A 16067-nucleotide genomic window follows, 5' to 3' on the forward strand; every position below is an offset into this window, starting at 1 on the left:
ACAGTTTGTGAAGGGCGCGATCCTGCTCGAAAATGGTGCGCAACGGCATACGTCAAATGACGTACTCCGTTACGTCAGGCTGCGTATACCCGCCGTGGCCACCTGCCGCCATGCTGAATCCCTCATTGCAGAGGAGTCGCCCCATGGAATCACGATTGATCCGCTCCAAACCGTTGTTGGCGTTATCACTGCTGGCGGCCAGTCTGTTCAGCCATGGCGTCATGGCCGACAACGAAGGCCTGGCGGTCACGCCGACGGAAGTCACCGTCGGCCAGCTGCACTCGGCCACCGGCACCATGGCGATTTCCGAAACCGGTTCGATCCAGGCCGAACGCCTGGCCATCGAGCAGATCAACGCCTCGGGCGGGATCCTCGGGCGGCAGATCAAGGTGATCCAGGAAGACGGCGCGTCCGACTGGCCGACCTTCGCCGAAAAGGCCAAGAAACTGTTGGTCAACGACAAGGTGGCGGCGGTGTTCGGCTGCTGGACCTCAGCCTCACGTAAAGCCGTACTGCCGATCTTTGAAAAAGAAAACGGCCTGCTTTACTACCCGACCTTCTATGAAGGCCTGGAACAGTCGAAAAACGTGATCTACACCGGGCAGGAAGCCACCCAGCAAATCCTCGCCAGCCTCGACTGGATCGCCAAGACCAAGGGCGCCAAAACCTTCTACCTGGTGGGCTCGGACTACATCTGGCCGCGCACCTCGATGAAGATCGCGCGCAAGCACATTGAAAACGTCCTGCACGGCACCGTGGTCGGCGAAGACTACTACCCGCTGGGCAACACCCAGTTCGGTTCGCTGATCAACAAGGTCAAGCTGAAAAAGCCTGACGTGGTGTTCGCGGCGGTGGTGGGCGGCTCCAACGTGGCCTTCTACAAACAACTCAACGCGGCGGGCGTGAATTCATCCAAGCAAACCCTGCTGACCCTGTCGGTGACCGAAGACGAACTGCTGGGCATCGGCGGCGAAAACATGGCCGGCTTCTATGCCTCGATGAAGTACTTCCAGAGCCTCGACAACCCGAACAACAAAGCCTTTGTGGAAGCGTTCAAGGCCAAGTACGGCAAGGATGCGGTGATCGGCGACGTGACCCAGGCGGCCTACCTCGGCCCATGGTTGTGGAAAGCGGCGGTGGAGAAGGCGGGCAGTTTCGACGTGGATAAGGTCGTCGCCGCATCGCCAGGCATCGAGCTGAAAAGCGCGCCGGAAGGCTACGTGAAGATCCACGAAAACCATCACCTGTGGAGCAAGTCGCGTATTGGTGAAGTGCAGCCAAACGGGCAGTTCAAGGTGATCTACGAGTCGGATCTGATCGAGCCGAATCCGTTCCCGAAAGGCTACCAATAAGCCTGGATCTGGCGCTGATCTAAAGGTGGGAGCGGGCTTGCTCGCGAAAGCGGAGTGTCATTCACAGATGTATTGACTGATGCACTGCATTCGCGAGCAAGCCCGCTCCCACATAAATCAAAAGCAGACCTTGGTTTTCATCATTACCTCCCGCTCAGGAGACCATCATCATGGAATGGCTATCGGAATTTGGAGCCATCGCGGCGATGCAGGGGTTCAACGGCTTGTCCGTGTTCTGCGTGCTGTTGCTGATGGCATTGGGACTGGCAATCATCTTCGGCCAGATGGGCGTGATCAACATGGCCCACGGTGAGTTCCTGACCATTGGCGCCTACACCACTTATGTCTGTTCCAGCCTCACCGCGCACTTCGCGCCGAGCTTTCAGCCGTATTACTTTTTCATTGCCATTGCCCTGTCTTTCCTCGTCGCCGGTGCCGTCGGCTGGCTGGTGGAATGGGCGATGATCAGCCGTTTGTACAAGCGCCCACTGGACACCTTGCTCGCCACCTGGGGTTTGTCCCTGGTCATGCAGCAAACCTTCCGCTCGGTGTTCGGCGCCCGTGAAGTCAGCGCCGAACCGCCGGCCTGGCTGATGGGTTCGGTGAACCTCACCGACGCCATCGAAATCCCGCGTAACGGCCTGTTCATGATGGGCCTGACCCTGCTGCTGACCGGGGCGATTTTCGTCATGCTCTACCGCTCGCGCTGGGGCCTGCAAGTGCGTGCCACCGTGCAAAACCGCTTGATGAGCCGCGCCGTGGGCATCAATACACGCAAGGTCGACCGCATGACCTTCGCCCTCGGTTGCGGCGTGGCGGGCGTGGCCGGTGCGGCCTTCACCACTATCGGCTCCACCGGGCCGACCGCCGGTTCGCAGTACATCGTCGACACCTTCCTGGTGGTCGTATTCGGCGGCGCGCAAAGCCTGTTCGGCACCATTGCCTCGGCATTCGTGATTGCCCAGACCCAATCGCTGTCGGAGTTTTTCCTCAGTGGCTCGATGGCCAAGGTGCTGACGTTGTCGTCGGTGATCCTGATCCTGATGCTGCGCCCGCAAGGGTTGTTCTCCATCAAAGTGCGCAAGTAGAGGCGAACCGATGAAGGCTCTAGACAAACTGCTGGGCGGCCAGCAAAACCTGATCGGCATCGTGCTGCTGGCGGTGTTGATCCTCGTGGTGTTTCCGCTGACCCTGGATGCGTTTCGCCTGAACATGGTCGGCAAGTACCTGACCTACGCGTTCGTCGCCGTGGGCCTGGTGCTGTGCTGGGGCTATGGCGGGATTCTCAGCCTCGGGCAGGGTGTGTTTTTCGGCGTCGGCGGCTACTGCATGGCGATGTTCCTGAAGCTGGAAGCGTCCGATCCCGAGAGCACCAAGATCCAGTCGACGCCGGGCATCCCGGACTTTATGGACTGGAACCAGATCACCGAACTGCCGTGGCTGTGGCAGCCATTCCACAGCTTCACCTTCACCCTGTTCGCGGTGATTGCGGTGCCGGTGGTGCTGGCATTCATCATCGGCATGGCGCTGTTCAAGCGGCGGGTGGGCGATGTGTATTTCTCCATCGTCACCCAGGCGATTGCGCTGATTCTCACGGTGCTGATCGTCGGCCAGCAAGGCCTCACCGGTGGCGTCAACGGCATCACCGACCTCAAGACCCTGCTGGGCTGGGACCTGCGCGGTGACGGCGCGAAGATGATCCTGTATTTCATCAACGCGGGGCTGCTGTTTGGCTGCATCTTCATTGGCCGCTTCATCCTCGCTTCGAAGCTGGGCCGGCTGTTGATGGCGATGCGTGACAAGGAAGAGCGAGTACGGTTTTCCGGGTATGACGTGGCCAGTTTCAAGATCTTCGTGTTCTGCGTGGCGGCCGCGTTCTCGGCGATTGGCGGGGCAATGTTTGCATTGCAGGTAGGCTTTATGTCGCCGTCGTTCGTGGGGATCGTGCCTTCCATAGAAATGGTGATCTTCGCGGCGGTGGGCGGGCGCATGTCGCTGCTGGGCGCGGTGTATGGCGCGTTGCTGGTGAACTACGGCAAGACCTACTTTTCCGAGTCCTTCCCTGAGCTGTGGCTGTACCTGATGGGCGGATTGTTTATTGCCGTGGTCATGTACTTCCCCAACGGCCTGGCCGGGTTGTGGGACAGCCATGGTCGCCAGGCCTTGGCCCGACTGTTGCGGCGCAAGCCGGTGGTCAAGGCCGAGCCCATGAAGATCAAGCCCAAGGCTGAAGCCAAGATCCTGGAGACACAACCATGACCGCCGTCGGTTTTGAAATGAAAAAGCCCGTGTTGGCCATTGAAGGGCTGACCGTGTCATTCGACGGCTTCAAGGCGGTCGATAACCTCAACCTGTACATCGACCGCAATGAAGTGCGGGTGGTGATCGGCCCCAACGGTGCCGGCAAAACCACGGTGCTGGACCTGATCTGCGGCAAGACCCGCGCCACCAGCGGCAGCATCCAGTTCGACGGCCAGGAACTGACCAAAATGCGTGAATACAACATCGTGCGGGCCGGGGTAGGGCGCAAGTTCCAGAACCCGTCGATCTACGAAAATCTTACGGTGTTTGAAAACCTTGAAATGTCGTATCCGGCTGGGCGCAAGGTGTGGGGCGCGCTGTTTTTCAAGCGTAATGCCCAGGTGGTCGCGCGGGTCGAGGAAGTGGCGCGGGAGATCTTCCTCGGTGATTTGTTGCAGCAGCAGGCGGACCTGCTGTCCCACGGGCAAAAGCAGTGGCTGGAGATTGGCATGCTGCTGATGCAAGACCCTGAATTGTTGATGCTCGATGAGCCGGTGGCCGGGATGAGCGTCAACGAGCGGGCGCAAACTGCCGAGTTGCTCAAGCGCATCAGCCAGGGGCGCTCGGTGTTGGTGATCGAGCATGACATGGAGTTCGTCAAGAGCATCGCTCACAAGGTCACGGTTTTGCATCAGGGCAAGGTGCTGGCCGAGGGCAGCATGGAGTCGGTGCAGAGCAATCCGAAAGTCATTGAAGTGTATTTGGGCCACTGAGGAGTCGGGCATGTTCAAGATCGACAAACTGTCGTGTGGGTACGGGCAGAGCCAGATTCTTCACGACCTGGAACTGGATGTGGCGAAGCGTGAGATCGTCGCGGTGATGGGGCGTAACGGGATGGGCAAGACCACGCTGTTCAAGAGCCTGATGGGGATTCTGCCGCAGTGGCAGGGGCAGGTGAGTGTGGATGGGCATGATGTGTCTGGGCTTGAAACCCATGAGCGGGTGGAGCGGGGGATTGCCTATGTGCCGCAGGGGCGGATGATTTTTCCCAGCATGAGTGTGTTGGAGAATATTCAGACCGGGTTGCCGGCGGCGGCACGGGGCAGGGTGCCTGAAGATTTGTATGCGCTGTTTCCGGTGCTGTATGACATGCGTTCGCGCAAGGGTGGGAATTTGTCTGGGGGGCAGCAACAGCAATTGGCGATTGCTCGGGCGTTGGCGACGAATCCTAAGGTGTTGTTGTTGGATGAACCGACTGAGGGGATTCAGCCTTCGATCATTAAGGACATTGCTCGTACGCTTAAGGAGATTCGCAATTTGCGGGATTTGACTATTGTTGTTTCTGAGCAGGTGTTGTCGTTTACGCTGGAGATTGCTGATCGGTTTTTGGTGATTGAGAAGGGGAGGTTTGTGATTGAGGAAACCCGGGATCGGGTGGATGAGGCGACTATTAGTCGGTATTTGTCGGTGTGACTTGGTTGAGTACATATCCGTTATTTAGGTAACGGCTGCTTAGGGTTCCGCTCTTACAGCGGGTCACTTTTGAAAAGCCGGAATGCCGGCCCAGTCAAAAGTAACCAAAACGCTCTGCCCCGCCTGTCGGCGCCTCGCTGTGGCTCGGCGTTCCCTCACTCCGGCACCGCGAAGCGGGCCGCCGCGCCGGGCCATCCATGGCCCGGCGCGGCTAAACCGGCGTCCTGCCGGTTTACCCGCTCCGCAATACCTGCGTTCGGCCTCGGGCTGAATGGGGCAGTCAGATCAAGATCAACAGCAGATCAAAAGCAAGAGCACAGCGGCCTACCGGCCGGCTTGAGTGTGGTGAAGCAAAGGCAACAGCAAAATCAGAAGCTAAAGCGGGCACGGTCAAATGTGGGAGCGGGCTTGCTCGCGAAGGTCGTTAACGATGACGCTGGCATTCTGGATGAACGCGGCGGTCTCAGGTTTTTCGCGAGCAAGCTCGCTCCTACAGAAAACAGAAAAGCAGCTTTGCTTTTGCTTTTCACACTCAAGCCGGCCGGTAGGCCGCTGTGCCCTTGATCTGCTTTTGATCTTGATCTTAGGCGCCCCGTTAAACCACGCTGGCCGAACGCAGGCTTTGGAGCGTGGGTAACCCGGCAGGACGCCGGGTTAGCCGCGCTGGGCCAAGGATGGCCCATCGCGGCGGCCCACGCTCCAAAGCCGGAGTGAGGGCACACCGAGCCTAGGCGAGGTGCCGAGTGGTGGGGCAAGAGCGTTTTGCTTACTTTTGCGCTGTTCAAAAGTGAGCCGCTGTAAGAGCGGAACCAATAGTCGCCGTTACCTAAATAACGGATATGTACGCAACCCAACTCAGCCCATACCCAGTCACAGCGCCAGCCGAACCTCGGCACACAATCCACCCCCATCCCGATTGCTCAAGGTCAACTCCCCACCAATCGCCACCGCCAGTTGCTGGGCAATCGCCAGCCCCAGCCCTGTACCACCGGTGCCGCGATTACGCGAACTCTCCACCCGATAAAACGGCTGCATCACCTGCACCAGCTCATCCGCCGCAATCCCCGGTCCCCGATCCAGCACCTTGATCGAAAGCTCACCCGCCGCCGTCGACCCCACCTCCAACTGCGCCGCCCCGGCAAATTTCAGCGCATTGTCCACCAGGTTCACCAGCACCCGACGCAACGCATGGGGCCGCGTATCCAAAACCACCGCGCTTTTACCGGTCAGGCTCACCTGCTTGTTCATGTCCTGATAATCAAACACCAGGCTGTCGAGAAACGCATCCAGGTCGATCCGGCAACTGGCCTCGGTGGACCCATGCACACTGCGGGCATAAGCCACACCCTCGCGCACCAGATGCTCCATTTCCCCCAGGTCACTCCAGAGCTTTTCCCGGTCCACCGAGTCCTCCATGAACTCGGCGCGCAATTTCATGCGGGTGATCGGCGTCTGCAAATCATGGGAAATCGCCGCCAGAATCTGCATGCGCTCCTTGAGGTACTCGGCAATCCGCTTCTGCATCTCGTTGAACGCCGCCGCCGCATGCGCCACCTCGGTGGGGCCGGTTTCGTCCAGCGGTGTCGGGCGCGCGTTCGGGTCGAGGGTTTCCACCGCCCGTGCCAGGCGTGTCAGCGGGCGGATGGCGATGCGTACGGCGACCCAGGTGCATATCAGCAACACCACCAGTTGCAGCACCAGCACCACCGGCAGCCAGAAGGCAAACGGGATGGGCTTGGGGTGTACATCAATGGTGATCGGGCTGCCATCGGCCAGGGTCAGGTGCGCCTGGAAATGTTTTTGCAGGCCCGGGATGTCGCGAAAGGTCAGCGGGTAATGCTCGCCCAACGCATCGGCAATCGAGGTGGCGGCCATGGGCACGTCGTCGCTGGCCATCGGCTCGCCGGGTTCACCGGCATTCAGCTGGTAGCGGTAGGCGTTGCGGTCGAGGCGCGGCAGCCAGCTGGCGCGCTCGGCGGCGGGCAGGCGGTCGAGGATCGCGATCGACGTCGACACGTCGTTCTCCAGGTTACCCAGCATCACGCTCCGGGCACTCACGTAGCGCTCATAGAACTGCGCGCTGAACGACAGGGCGTTGGCGCACAGCAGGCTGACGATGAAAATCACCGACAGTTGCGCCGCCAGGGTGCGCGGCCAGCGGAACGTTAGGGTCATGCCGAGTCCCCAAGGATTTCCACCGCCAGGGAGAACACATAGCCTTCGCTGCGCACGGTCTTGATGTAGGCCGGCTCGCGGGCGTCGTCCAGCAGGCGCTGGCGCAGGCGGCTGACCAGCAGGTCGATGGAGCGGTCGAACAAATCTGCGTCCCGGCCCTGGGTCAGGTTCAGCAACTGGTCGCGGTTGAGCACGCGCTGCGGATGGTCGAGGAAGACGCGTAACAGGCGGTATTCAGCGCCGCTCAGGGCCACCAGGGTGTTGTCTTCGTCCAGCAGATGGCGGGCGGTGGTGTCCAGGCGCCAGCGGCCAAAGCGGATCAGCCGGCCGCTTTCGGTCACCACCAGGTTCGGCGGCAGCATCCGGGTGCGGCGCAGCACGGCGTTGATGCGGGCCAGCAGCTCGCGGGCGGCGAAGGGCTTGACCAGGTAATCGTCGGCGCCCATTTCCAGGCCGATGATGCGGTCGGTTTCATCGTTGCGCGCGGTGAGCATCAGGATCGGCGTGGCCTTGTGTTTGCCCACCCGCAGTTCGCGGCACAGCTGCAAGCCGTCGTCGCCCGGCATCATGATGTCCAGCACGATCAGGTCCACGGGGGTGGTGTCGAGAAAGCTGCGCATCTGCCGGCCGTCCGCCACCACGGTGGTGCGCAGGCCATTCTTTTTCAGGTAGTTGCCCACCAGTTCGCGGATCTCCCGATCGTCATCGACAATCAGAATGTGATCGACGTGATCCATGCTGCCTTCCTCGTTGAATAGTCATTGATGCGCAGTCTAGCCACTGCCGGTGGGCTTGCCTTGTGCCCTTTGTATTGCAGTGTATCTGGCAGTGACCAGATACACATCGACGCAAAAATCCGGGCTTGGCCGACACAATCGAGATACCTCGCAAGGTTCAAATGAGCTCATCGAGGTAATCCGCCTCGGCCCACTTGAAACCCCGGAGAACCGCACATGAATCTCAAAGCTACCTCTGCCGCCTGCCTGTTTGCCGCACTCACGGGTTTGAGCATTACCGGCCATGCCGAAACCACCGCCAGCCAGCCGGATATCCACCGGGTGGTGTCCATCACCGAAGAAACCGGCAGCAGCGCCCTGTGCGGCATGGTCAATTCGCACCTGACCTACCTCGATTCCCAAGGCCAGCGCCACGTCCTCGACTACCGCAAATTTTCCAGCAACTGCCTTGAAGGCAGCTGAGGAGACTGCCATGACCCGACTCAACAGCTTTCTCAGCGCCCTGGCATTTTCCATGGCGGGCGTGGCGGCGGATGTGAATGCCGCTACCGCGAAAAAACTCACCGGCAGTGAAACCTGCTTCCAGAACACGCCGGTGGCGCAAAACGGCGCGGGTCGCAAACGCGCCGAAACACCCCCGGCCACGAGGTGACACCCATGAACTTCATCCGATACCTGCGCCGCTCAAAAGGCCTGCTGTTGTTGGCACTGGCCGTAGCCTTGGTCGGCGTACCCAAGGCGGTCAACTACCTGATCAACAACGTCGACGCCGAAAGCTTCAGCCAGTCCGAGGAGCGCATGCCGTCCCTGGACGGCGCCGTGGCGTGGCTCAACTCGCCTCCACTGACGGCCGAAGGCCTGAAAGGCAAGGTGGTGCTGGTGGATTTCTGGACCTACGACTGCGTCAACTGCCAGCGCAGCCTGCCGTACGTCAATCAGTGGGCGAAGAAGTACGCCAAGGACGGGTTGGTGGTGATCGGAGTGCACACGCCGGAAAACGGCTACGAGAAAGTCCTGGATAACGTACGCAGCCAGGTCAAGAAGCTGGACATCCATTACCCGGTGGCCATCGACAATGACTATCGAATCTGGCGCGCCTTCGATAACCAGTACTGGCCGGCCCATTACTTCTTCGATGCCACCGGTAAAGTCCGCTACAGCCATTTCGGTGAAGGCCGTTATGACAATCAGGAGAAGGTCATCCAGGCCTTGCTGGAAGAAGCCCGGGCCGCCGGCTCAGCGCAAGGGTAGTTTCCAGCGCTCACGGTAGAGGTCGTACTGCGCCGCCGGCAGTTGCACCAGCACCGGGTTTTCTCGCGGGTCCAGCCAGGCAAACAACGCTTGGATATTCACCGGCTCCATCGCCGTACAGCCCAATGTTCCCGCACTGACGCTGCGCCAGATATGCAGGAAAATACACGAACCACCGTTGGCCGAAGCCGGTGTGTTGTGCTCGATAAAAATCCCCTGGCGGTACAGCTGATCCTTGCGCAGCATCCGCTCGGAGCTGGTCCAGTCCTTGTTCACCGCCGAGCGGTCGACCAGGGTGTTGTAATGGCTGGACTGACTGTCATCCACGCATTCGCGGGTGGCGGTACTGACGGTGTAGGGCAAGCGGGTATTGGCGGTGGGGGCGTAGCCGAAGGCGCTGCCGAGTTTGAAGAGGCCGGCCGGGGCCTTGCCATCGCCTTCATGCTTGAGGGGCTGCTGGTCGGGGGTTGGCGTCGTAAGGCCGGTGCCCCAGGCCATGCCGTTTTTGCCCACCACGATGGCAAACGGTTCGCCGACTTTCTGAAAGCCTTGCCCATGCCGCTCATAACGTTGTGCGGTGCCCTGGAGGGCGTTCCAGTCCGGGGTGGTGACCACGATCAGTTGCCGGCTGGTCTCGGGGATTTGTGCCAGTGCCACGTTTGAAAGTAGCGCCAACAAGACTGTGCAGCGTTTGAGAAAGGTGTTCACCGTTGTTTATTCCTTATTTCCGCAGCGGCTCGATAGGGAAATCCATCGGCGCGGCCCGCACCGGGTTGCGGCTGTAGGTGAAATGCCACCATTCGCCGGAATAACCCGAAAAGCCTTCCTTGCTCATCGCTGCGGTGAGCCGTTGTCGATTTTGCCGGGCCGTTTGGCTGATCCCCGGGTTGTCGGTATGTGCCAGGTCGTCGAAACAGTCAAAGCCGGTACCCATGTCCACGCCGCCATCGGGCAGGCGTTTCCCATAACCGGCGGCGCAATCCACTGCCTGGGTGCCTGGGCTCCAGGTGTGTGCCGGCAGCGCCTGGGGCCCGATGAGGGTCACGTCGACCGCCGCGCCTCTGGAATGGTTGGAGACTTTGGCCACATAGCCCAGGCGCCAGAAATCCTGCTTGTTCACCCGGGGATAGAACTCGGCCTTGGCCGGATCGCCCGGCAGGCTGGCGAAGCGGCCCATGTTCGCGACGGCACGGCTGGGGCGATAGCAGTCGAATACCTTCAAGCCGTAACCCTGGCTGGCCAACTCGGCCTGGACCCGCACCAGTGCCTTTGCCGCGTCGGCAGACAGCACGCATTCGGCGGCGTTGTAGCCGTCCAGCGGTGCTCCGGTGAAGTTGTGGGGGCTGGCGTAGCGAATGTCCTGGGCGATGCTCGGGTCTAGGCTTCGCAGGTAAACCATGTTGGCTGGCATTGGCGTGTCTGCCGCTGCCGGCGCGACGAGCACCAGGAGGGTCAGGACGGCAAGTGCGGGGAAAGAGTAGGGCATGGGCGGCCGGGCTCGGGCGGTGGCTTAAGCGCGCCACACTAGCAATGCCCGGCCCTTGCCGCCAGTGCTAGGGCGCGGCGCCGGGCACAAACGCCACACTGCCGCCGTCACGGTTGTGGAACAACCGTTCGCCATTGTCCGGCTGGGTCGTGATGACCTGATGATCGTTGCCCAGATAGGCCAGCGGCGTCGCGTCATCCTGGGTGTACTGCGTGACAATAATCGTGCGCTTGGGATCAAAGGGGCGGCCGCTGGTTTTTTCCAGCCAGGCCATGAACGCCGCACTGTCGCCCTGACGCGGAAAATCCTGGGTTTTGGCCACGTAGTAGAACGGCGCCCCGTGATTTTGCAGGTACATCGGCACCTTGTTATCGACTTCCACCATTACCATCTGCCACTGATTCCACGGTGCGCTTTTCTCCGCCTGTACTTGCACGTCGGCAGCGAAACGGGTCACGCCGCCGTTGCCATTGGTCCACGGATACACCACCCCGAGCACCAGCAGCATCACCCCGGCGGCGATGCCGAACCCACGGTACCAACCGCGCCCGACCGTGCCGTTGCGGGCGATACGCTCACTGACCCACCACGCCGCCAGCAGCTGCGCGAACGGCACCAGTGGCAGCACGTAGTAACTGCGCCGGCTGCCACTGGCAGTGAAGAACACAAACAGCAGGCCCAGGCCCCAGACCAGCCAGCGGGTGTTGGGCGGGGTGTCGCGCCAGTGCCGCATGGCGAGCCACAGGCCGAGGATCCAGCACGGGGCCCAGGGCAAGGTGTAGGCCGGGAGGTAGATCAGGTAGGTGTAGATCGGTCCCATATGGTCAAACGGGTCGAAGAAGCGCACCACGTTTTCCCGGAATACCAGTTCCAGGCCGCTTTCACCGTAGGTCGGTGCGCCGTAGAGATGGGACAGGACAAACGGAATCGCATAGAACGCCCCGGCGATGGCTACGGCCAGCACCAGCCGCAGGTTGAGATGACGCTTGTAGCGCTGTTCGCTGAGCAGGTGCGGCAACAGCACCAGGCCCGGCAGCACAAAGCCGATCAGCCCCTTGAACAGCGAGGTCGCCGCCAGTAACAGGAAGAACACCGTGTAGCGCCCCAGCCGCGTGTCGTCCGGCCCGCGCCAATACCACCAGACGGCCGCCAGCACACCGCACACGGTCAGCACGTCCGCCGTGGCCACCCGGGCCCAGAAGATGAAGTAGAAGGTGGTCGCGAGCATCCAGCCGGCAATCAGGCCGGTGCCTTTGCGGAACAGCTGCTCGCCGATCAGGTAGACCAGCCAGATGCTCAGCCACGCCGAGATGACCGAAGACAGGCGCAACGACCACGGCCCCAGGCCGCCCATCAGGTTGGCAAAACCGGTGATCAGCCAGTACGACGGCAGGGGTTTGTCGTAGTAGGGGGTGCCCTTGAGGTACGGGTCAAAGTAGTCGCCGCTTTGCAGCATCTGCAAGGTGATGTTCGCCCAGCGGGTTTCCGGGCCCCACAGGTCGCGGGCGCCCAGGCCCAGCAGCAGGATCACGGCGGACACGCCCAGGAGCAACAGCAGGGCGCCGCGTTCGGTTTTCCAGAAGGTCATGGAGCGGTTCCGATGTGGGATGAGTGTTGAATGGGTCACCCCACATTAGTGCGGCTGTGTTACGGCAATGCCGGGTAGATGATGATCTCCAGGTCGCCCTTGTAATAACGCTTGCCCCCCAGCGGCAACTGGCCGGCTTCGCGCATTTCACTGGTGCTCCGAACCCGCAGCAACACGCCCACCGAACCTTGCTGGCGCGCCTGCTTGAGCCAGGCTTGAACGTCGTCCAGGCCGACCTTGCGGTGCATCGAGTCGGCGTATTGCAGGCCGTAGCGCAGTTCGCCTTCAGTGTTGTAGAGCGTCACTTCGGGCCGGCGCAGGCGCCATGCCAAGGCAGACGCCGACTCCAGTTCGTTGCTCAGCAGCGCATGGGTCTGTTGCAGATCGTCCAGGTGCTGGAGCACGAACTGGTCAGGCATCTGGTTATCTTCGATCACCGCCGGCATGCCGGCGGGCAACAGCGCCACCAACAGGCCAATGCCCAAGGCGGGCATCGCCCACAGCGCCAGCGGGCGGAACGCTTGCAGCAGGTTGGTGAGCATCCAGCCCATCAGCACGATGAACGTCAGGGACAGGTTGAACATCTCGCTGTGGCTGTTGCCGTACAACGGCCGGTCGATTTGCAGGTAGATCAGCGTCACCATCGCCGTGAAGCCAATGCCCAGGTTGAGCAGGCCATTGACGCGCAGCGTGCGGGTGCGGGCGTTGGCCAGCAGGTCGATCAACGCATGGCCCATCAGCAGCGCCAGCGGCAGCAGGCACGGCATGATGTAGGTCGGCAATTTGCCGTTGCTCAGGCTGAAAAAGCCCAGGGGCAGCAGCATCCACAGCGCGAGGAAGACGATGGCGGGTTGGCCTTTGTCCTTCCAGGCCTTGCACAGCGTTGCTGGCAGCAGCGCCGCCCACGGCAGGCAAGACACCACCATCAGCGGCAGGTAGAACCACCACGGCCGCGCATGTTGGGCGTTGTCGGAGGCAAACCGGCGAATGTGTTCGTGCCAGAAAAAGAAGCGCCAGAAGTCCGGCTCCTGCAGGTGGACCGTCAGTACCCAAGGCAGGCACACCACGACCGCCGTCAGAATCGCCAGCGGGCCGTATCGCAGCAGCTCGCCCAGGCGGCGCTGCCAGAGCATGTAAGGCAGGGCGATCAGTACCGGCAGCAGCCACGCAAGGAAGCCCTTGGTCATGAAGCCCATGCCGCAGGCCACACCCAATAAGGTCCAACTGGCGAGGCGGGCACGTGGGTTGGCACTGTCGAGGGCAAACCACAGGGCCACGAGGCTCAGGTTGACCCAGAAGGTGAATTGCGGATCCAGGTTGGAGTAACCCGCTTGCCCGGCCACCAGGCCGAAGCTCATATACAGCAGCGCGCAGGCAAAACTCTTGCGCGGGTCGTTCCACAGCCGGCGGGCGATCAGGTAGGCGAGCATCACGCTCAGGCCGGTGGTCAGCGCGGAGGCGATGCGTACGCCGAACAGGTTGTCACCCAATATCGCCTGGCCCAACGCGATCAACCAGTAACCGGCGGCGGGTTTTTCGAAGTAGCACACGCCCATGAAGTGCGGTGATACCCAGTTGCCGCTCATGATCATTTCCTGGCTGATCTGGGCGTAGCGGGTTTCGTCGGGAATCCACAGGCCGTGCAGGCCCAGCGGCAACAAATAGAACATCACGAATGCCAGTAGCAATACGGGCAATGGTTTAAGGCGGGTCATGAATATTGCACTCTCAAGCGGTATTGACGGCGGATCAGCGCGAGCACTGGAACAGCCATGCGCGAGGGGTGAAGCGTGGTCGTGGTCGGGTAAACATCCGGCACAGAACGTTATTCCTTAAACAGTCTGTTAGTGGGCGCGAAACTGAGTGTCCATGTGCCCTGGTTAAGTTCGTTAAACGTGTGGCGTCCAATGAGGCATCGAAAATCTCCGTCATGTTGTTAACTTGTGAAAAGTTAGCGAGCTAAGAGTTTTCTGGAAAAAACGCCTATTAAAAATAGGTAGAAGATGCCATGGCATGGCTGTCTTTTTGCTGAACGAACTTGAATGATTAAATGTAAAGAAGTGTTCTAAAGTTGTTTAAGTGCGGCCGCCCAGTCCTTGCTGTTCATAATGCCCAGCGTCTTGAACTTGCCATTGGGCAGAAGCTTTACAAACAACGCACTGCCGTATTCGGCATGTGCAGCATGTTCGAAGCCCAGCGCCTCCTCGAAGTCGCTGATGCAGGCGCTATGAGTGACAAGCAGCAAGTTGCGATCAGGCTGTTTATGGGGGCGCAGTTCTTCGCCGATGGCAGGGCCGCAGATGGCCAGCGGGCCAGGTGACAATTCGGCCTTGCCAAACATGAACAGCGAGGTCTGCGCGGTGCGGGTCGTGGGGCTGCTCAGGACGTCAGTGTTTTCCATGCCCAGGGTCTGAAACGCCTTGCCCACAGCGCTGGCGGACAACGTGCCGAGGGTGGTCAGGCCGTCCGCCGGGCCGAGGCAGGGGTTGTTGGAGCGGTCACAGCGCTCTTCATGGCGCACCAGTATTACCAGGTCTCCGTTGCGCCAGGCTTCCAGCACGCCGGAAGTGAGCAGGCGATGGCCCACGCCCAGGTCAAGCGGCGATCTTGGCCACCAGATAAACGCTGTTACCGCGAGGCTGACCATTACGATACCCGCCACACCAAGCCATAGCTTGTTCAACTGTTTTAAAAACGCCCAGCGCGAGCGAGACTTGCTTAGAGTCAGGTCAACCACACTATTCACCATTGGTAACTTCCAGGCGTAATCCGGTAACTGCCAGCAGCAAGTTAGGCAGGGCGCCAAGTGAAGAGCGCTTAGGCAGGAATGTGCAAAAGCGTGTCACAGGGGTGCTGTCTTTTTGCTGAACATACCGATATAAAAATTTGTTCACTTGCACTGCAAGGCTTGAAAATAATCAGCCTGTTATCTGTTCGTGGGCGGCAATTTAAAGTGCGGCAGGTGGCCGCCGGGTGAAATCGATGTGAAAAATTTGCAGGGGGTCATGGGTCGCTCCTTTTGCCCATGGTTGTGACATAAAAATGTGACAACCGTTATTCTCCGGCTTAAGTCCAGAAGCGTATGGGGAAGGGTGATGCTGCAGGTACAAGGGGTATTCAAGCGTTACGGTACGCCGCAGGGGCCGCTGGCTGTACTGGCGGGTGTCGACCTTTACCTGGGGGAGCGCAGCAGCCTGGCGTTGATGGGGGAATCCGGCAGTGGCAAAAGCACGCTGCTGCATCTGGTGGCCGGGCTCGACCAGGTCGACCGTGGCAGCATCCAGGTCGGCGATCAGCGCCTGGACCAAATGAGCGAAGCGCAGTTGGCCCACTGGCGCCGCACCGAGATCGGCCTGGTGTTCCAGCAGTTCAACCTGATCGGCAGCCTGCGAGTCGAAGACAACCTGGCATTCCAGGCGCGCCTGGCCGGGCGCCTCGATCCGGCATGGCAAGCACAGCTTGTGGAACGCCTGGGCCTGGGAGACTTGCTCAAGCGTTACCCCGAACAACTGTCCGGCGGCCAGCAGCAACGGGTGGCGGTGGGGCGAGCCCTGGCGTCGCGGCCCGGCTTGTTGCTGGCGGACGAACCCACCGGCAACCTCGACGAAGCCACCAGCGATGAAGTGCTGCAACTGCTGCTGGACCTGCTGCGGGACAGCCCTACCAGCTTGTTGATGGTGACTCACAGCCCGCGCATCGCCGCGCGCCTGGACCAGCAGGTGGTGTTGCACCGCGGCCAGGTACTCGCCGCGGACGCCCGCTGA

Annotated in this window: 15 protein-coding genes and 1 pseudogene; 9 read left to right on the forward strand and 7 right to left on the reverse strand. The window is 60.7% G+C overall.

Going from position 1 to position 16067, the window contains the following annotated elements; all coding sequences use genetic code 11:
• Window positions 1-143 precede the first annotated feature (143 nt).
• The 5 genes from urtA to urtE all read left to right on the forward strand — a co-directional run bounded on the left by urtA (window position 144) and on the right by urtE (window position 5066).
• Window positions 144-1352, forward strand: a complete 1209-nt coding sequence (urtA, locus tag ACA046_RS12195; RefSeq protein WP_497676624.1) for an urea ABC transporter substrate-binding protein — start codon at window positions 144-146, stop codon at window positions 1350-1352.
• 170 nt (window positions 1353-1522) lie between these two features.
• Complete coding sequence (urtB, locus tag ACA046_RS12200) at window positions 1523-2440, forward strand: urea ABC transporter permease subunit UrtB (RefSeq protein WP_063028859.1); 918 nt, start codon at window positions 1523-1525, stop codon at window positions 2438-2440.
• A gap of 10 nt (window positions 2441-2450) precedes the next feature.
• On the forward strand, window positions 2451-3611 hold the full coding sequence (gene urtC / locus ACA046_RS12205; protein ID WP_497676625.1) for an urea ABC transporter permease subunit UrtC: 1161 nt from the start codon (window positions 2451-2453) through the stop codon (window positions 3609-3611).
• The gene (urtD, locus tag ACA046_RS12210; RefSeq protein ID WP_017475231.1) at window positions 3608-4366 is read left to right on the forward strand and encodes an urea ABC transporter ATP-binding protein UrtD; all 759 of its coding nucleotides are present in this window, start codon (window positions 3608-3610) and stop codon (window positions 4364-4366) included. Before urtC ends, urtD begins: the two co-directional genes overlap by 4 nt.
• 10 nt (window positions 4367-4376) lie before the next feature.
• A complete protein-coding gene (urtE, locus tag ACA046_RS12215) occupies window positions 4377-5066 on the forward strand; it encodes an urea ABC transporter ATP-binding subunit UrtE (RefSeq protein ID WP_076015741.1) in 690 nt (229 codons plus the stop codon).
• Between the two features lie 870 nt (window positions 5067-5936).
• On the opposite strand, the gene ACA046_RS12220 is transcribed toward urtE, so the two are convergent.
• Window positions 5937-7241 (reverse strand): ATP-binding protein, encoded by a 1305-nt coding sequence (locus ACA046_RS12220; protein ID WP_497676626.1) that lies wholly within the window; start codon window positions 7239-7241, stop codon window positions 5937-5939.
• A complete protein-coding gene (locus ACA046_RS12225) occupies window positions 7238-7978 on the reverse strand; it encodes a response regulator (RefSeq protein WP_063028866.1) in 741 nt (246 codons plus the stop codon). The genes ACA046_RS12220 and ACA046_RS12225 overlap by 4 nt, the downstream gene beginning before the upstream one ends.
• Window positions 7979-8194: 216 nt before the next feature.
• Here ACA046_RS12225 and ACA046_RS12230 point away from each other — a divergent pair, with 216 nt between their 5' ends.
• The 3 genes and pseudogenes from ACA046_RS12230 to ACA046_RS12240 form a co-directional block, all read left to right on the forward strand.
• Window positions 8195-8440 carry a DUF2790 domain-containing protein gene (locus tag ACA046_RS12230; RefSeq protein ID WP_497676627.1) on the forward strand — a complete coding sequence of 82 codons (246 nt, stop codon included), beginning with the start codon at window positions 8195-8197 and terminating at the stop codon, window positions 8438-8440.
• A 10-nt stretch (window positions 8441-8450) separates the two neighbouring features.
• Entirely contained in the window at window positions 8451-8630 is a 180-nt protein-coding gene (locus ACA046_RS12235) for a hypothetical protein (protein ID WP_167665452.1), read from the forward strand.
• A gap of 143 nt (window positions 8631-8773) precedes the next feature.
• Window positions 8774-9229, forward strand: a pseudogene (locus ACA046_RS12240) (thioredoxin family protein); the annotation flags it as partial.
• On the opposite strand, the gene ACA046_RS12245 reads toward ACA046_RS12240, so the two are convergent.
• The 5 genes from ACA046_RS12245 to pmrG all read right to left on the reverse strand — a co-directional run bounded on the left by ACA046_RS12245 (window position 9215) and on the right by pmrG (window position 15052).
• Window positions 9215-9937 carry a L,D-transpeptidase family protein gene (locus ACA046_RS12245; protein ID WP_497676628.1) on the reverse strand — a complete coding sequence of 241 codons (723 nt, stop codon included), beginning with the start codon at window positions 9935-9937 and terminating at the stop codon, window positions 9215-9217. The pseudogene ACA046_RS12240 and the gene ACA046_RS12245 sit on opposite strands and share 15 nt — an antisense overlap.
• 13 nt (window positions 9938-9950) lie before the next feature.
• Window positions 9951-10715, reverse strand: a complete 765-nt coding sequence (locus ACA046_RS12250) for a M15 family metallopeptidase (protein WP_497676629.1) — start codon at window positions 10713-10715, stop codon at window positions 9951-9953.
• Between the two features lie 67 nt (window positions 10716-10782).
• Entirely contained in the window at window positions 10783-12303 is a 1521-nt protein-coding gene (locus tag ACA046_RS12255) for an ArnT family glycosyltransferase (RefSeq protein WP_497676630.1), read from the reverse strand.
• A 59-nt stretch (window positions 12304-12362) separates the two neighbouring features.
• Complete coding sequence (gene arnT, locus ACA046_RS12260) at window positions 12363-14018, reverse strand: lipid IV(A) 4-amino-4-deoxy-L-arabinosyltransferase (protein ID WP_497676631.1); 1656 nt, start codon at window positions 14016-14018, stop codon at window positions 12363-12365.
• A 350-nt stretch (window positions 14019-14368) separates the two neighbouring features.
• A complete protein-coding gene (gene pmrG / locus ACA046_RS12265) occupies window positions 14369-15052 on the reverse strand; it encodes a lipopolysaccharide core heptose(II)-phosphate phosphatase PmrG (protein WP_497676632.1) in 684 nt (227 codons plus the stop codon).
• A gap of 346 nt (window positions 15053-15398) precedes the next feature.
• On the opposite strand from pmrG, the gene ACA046_RS12270 reads away from it, so the two are divergent.
• A complete protein-coding gene (locus ACA046_RS12270; RefSeq protein WP_076015711.1) occupies window positions 15399-16067 on the forward strand; it encodes an ABC transporter ATP-binding protein in 669 nt (222 codons plus the stop codon).

The sequence above is a fragment of the Pseudomonas sp. LBUM1641 genome, assembly GCF_059716235.1.

What these genes read in the sequence shown, in the direction of transcription:
- ACA046_RS12250 (WP_497676629.1), bottom strand. Translation starts at nt 10,715, where the DNA reads ATGCCCTACTCTTTCCCCGCACTTGCCGTCCTGACCCTCCTGGTGCTC.
- ACA046_RS12235 (WP_167665452.1), top strand. Translation starts at nt 8,451, where the DNA reads ATGACCCGACTCAACAGCTTTCTCAGCGCCCTGGCATTTTCCATGGCG.
- ACA046_RS12230 (WP_497676627.1), top strand. Translation starts at nt 8,195, where the DNA reads ATGAATCTCAAAGCTACCTCTGCCGCCTGCCTGTTTGCCGCACTCACG.
- ACA046_RS12220 (WP_497676626.1), bottom strand. Translation starts at nt 7,241, where the DNA reads ATGACCCTAACGTTCCGCTGGCCGCGCACCCTGGCGGCGCAACTGTCG.
- urtA (WP_497676624.1), top strand. Translation starts at nt 144, where the DNA reads ATGGAATCACGATTGATCCGCTCCAAACCGTTGTTGGCGTTATCACTG.
- arnT (WP_497676631.1), bottom strand. Translation starts at nt 14,018, where the DNA reads ATGACCCGCCTTAAACCATTGCCCGTATTGCTACTGGCATTCGTGATG.
- urtE (WP_076015741.1), top strand. Translation starts at nt 4,377, where the DNA reads ATGTTCAAGATCGACAAACTGTCGTGTGGGTACGGGCAGAGCCAGATT.
- ACA046_RS12255 (WP_497676630.1), bottom strand. Translation starts at nt 12,303, where the DNA reads ATGACCTTCTGGAAAACCGAACGCGGCGCCCTGCTGTTGCTCCTGGGC.
- pmrG (WP_497676632.1), bottom strand. Translation starts at nt 15,052, where the DNA reads ATGGTGAATAGTGTGGTTGACCTGACTCTAAGCAAGTCTCGCTCGCGC.
- urtC (WP_497676625.1), top strand. Translation starts at nt 2,451, where the DNA reads ATGAAGGCTCTAGACAAACTGCTGGGCGGCCAGCAAAACCTGATCGGC.
- urtD (WP_017475231.1), top strand. Translation starts at nt 3,608, where the DNA reads ATGACCGCCGTCGGTTTTGAAATGAAAAAGCCCGTGTTGGCCATTGAA.
- ACA046_RS12225 (WP_063028866.1), bottom strand. Translation starts at nt 7,978, where the DNA reads ATGGATCACGTCGATCACATTCTGATTGTCGATGACGATCGGGAGATC.
- ACA046_RS12270 (WP_076015711.1), top strand. Translation starts at nt 15,399, where the DNA reads ATGCTGCAGGTACAAGGGGTATTCAAGCGTTACGGTACGCCGCAGGGG.
- urtB (WP_063028859.1), top strand. Translation starts at nt 1,523, where the DNA reads ATGGAATGGCTATCGGAATTTGGAGCCATCGCGGCGATGCAGGGGTTC.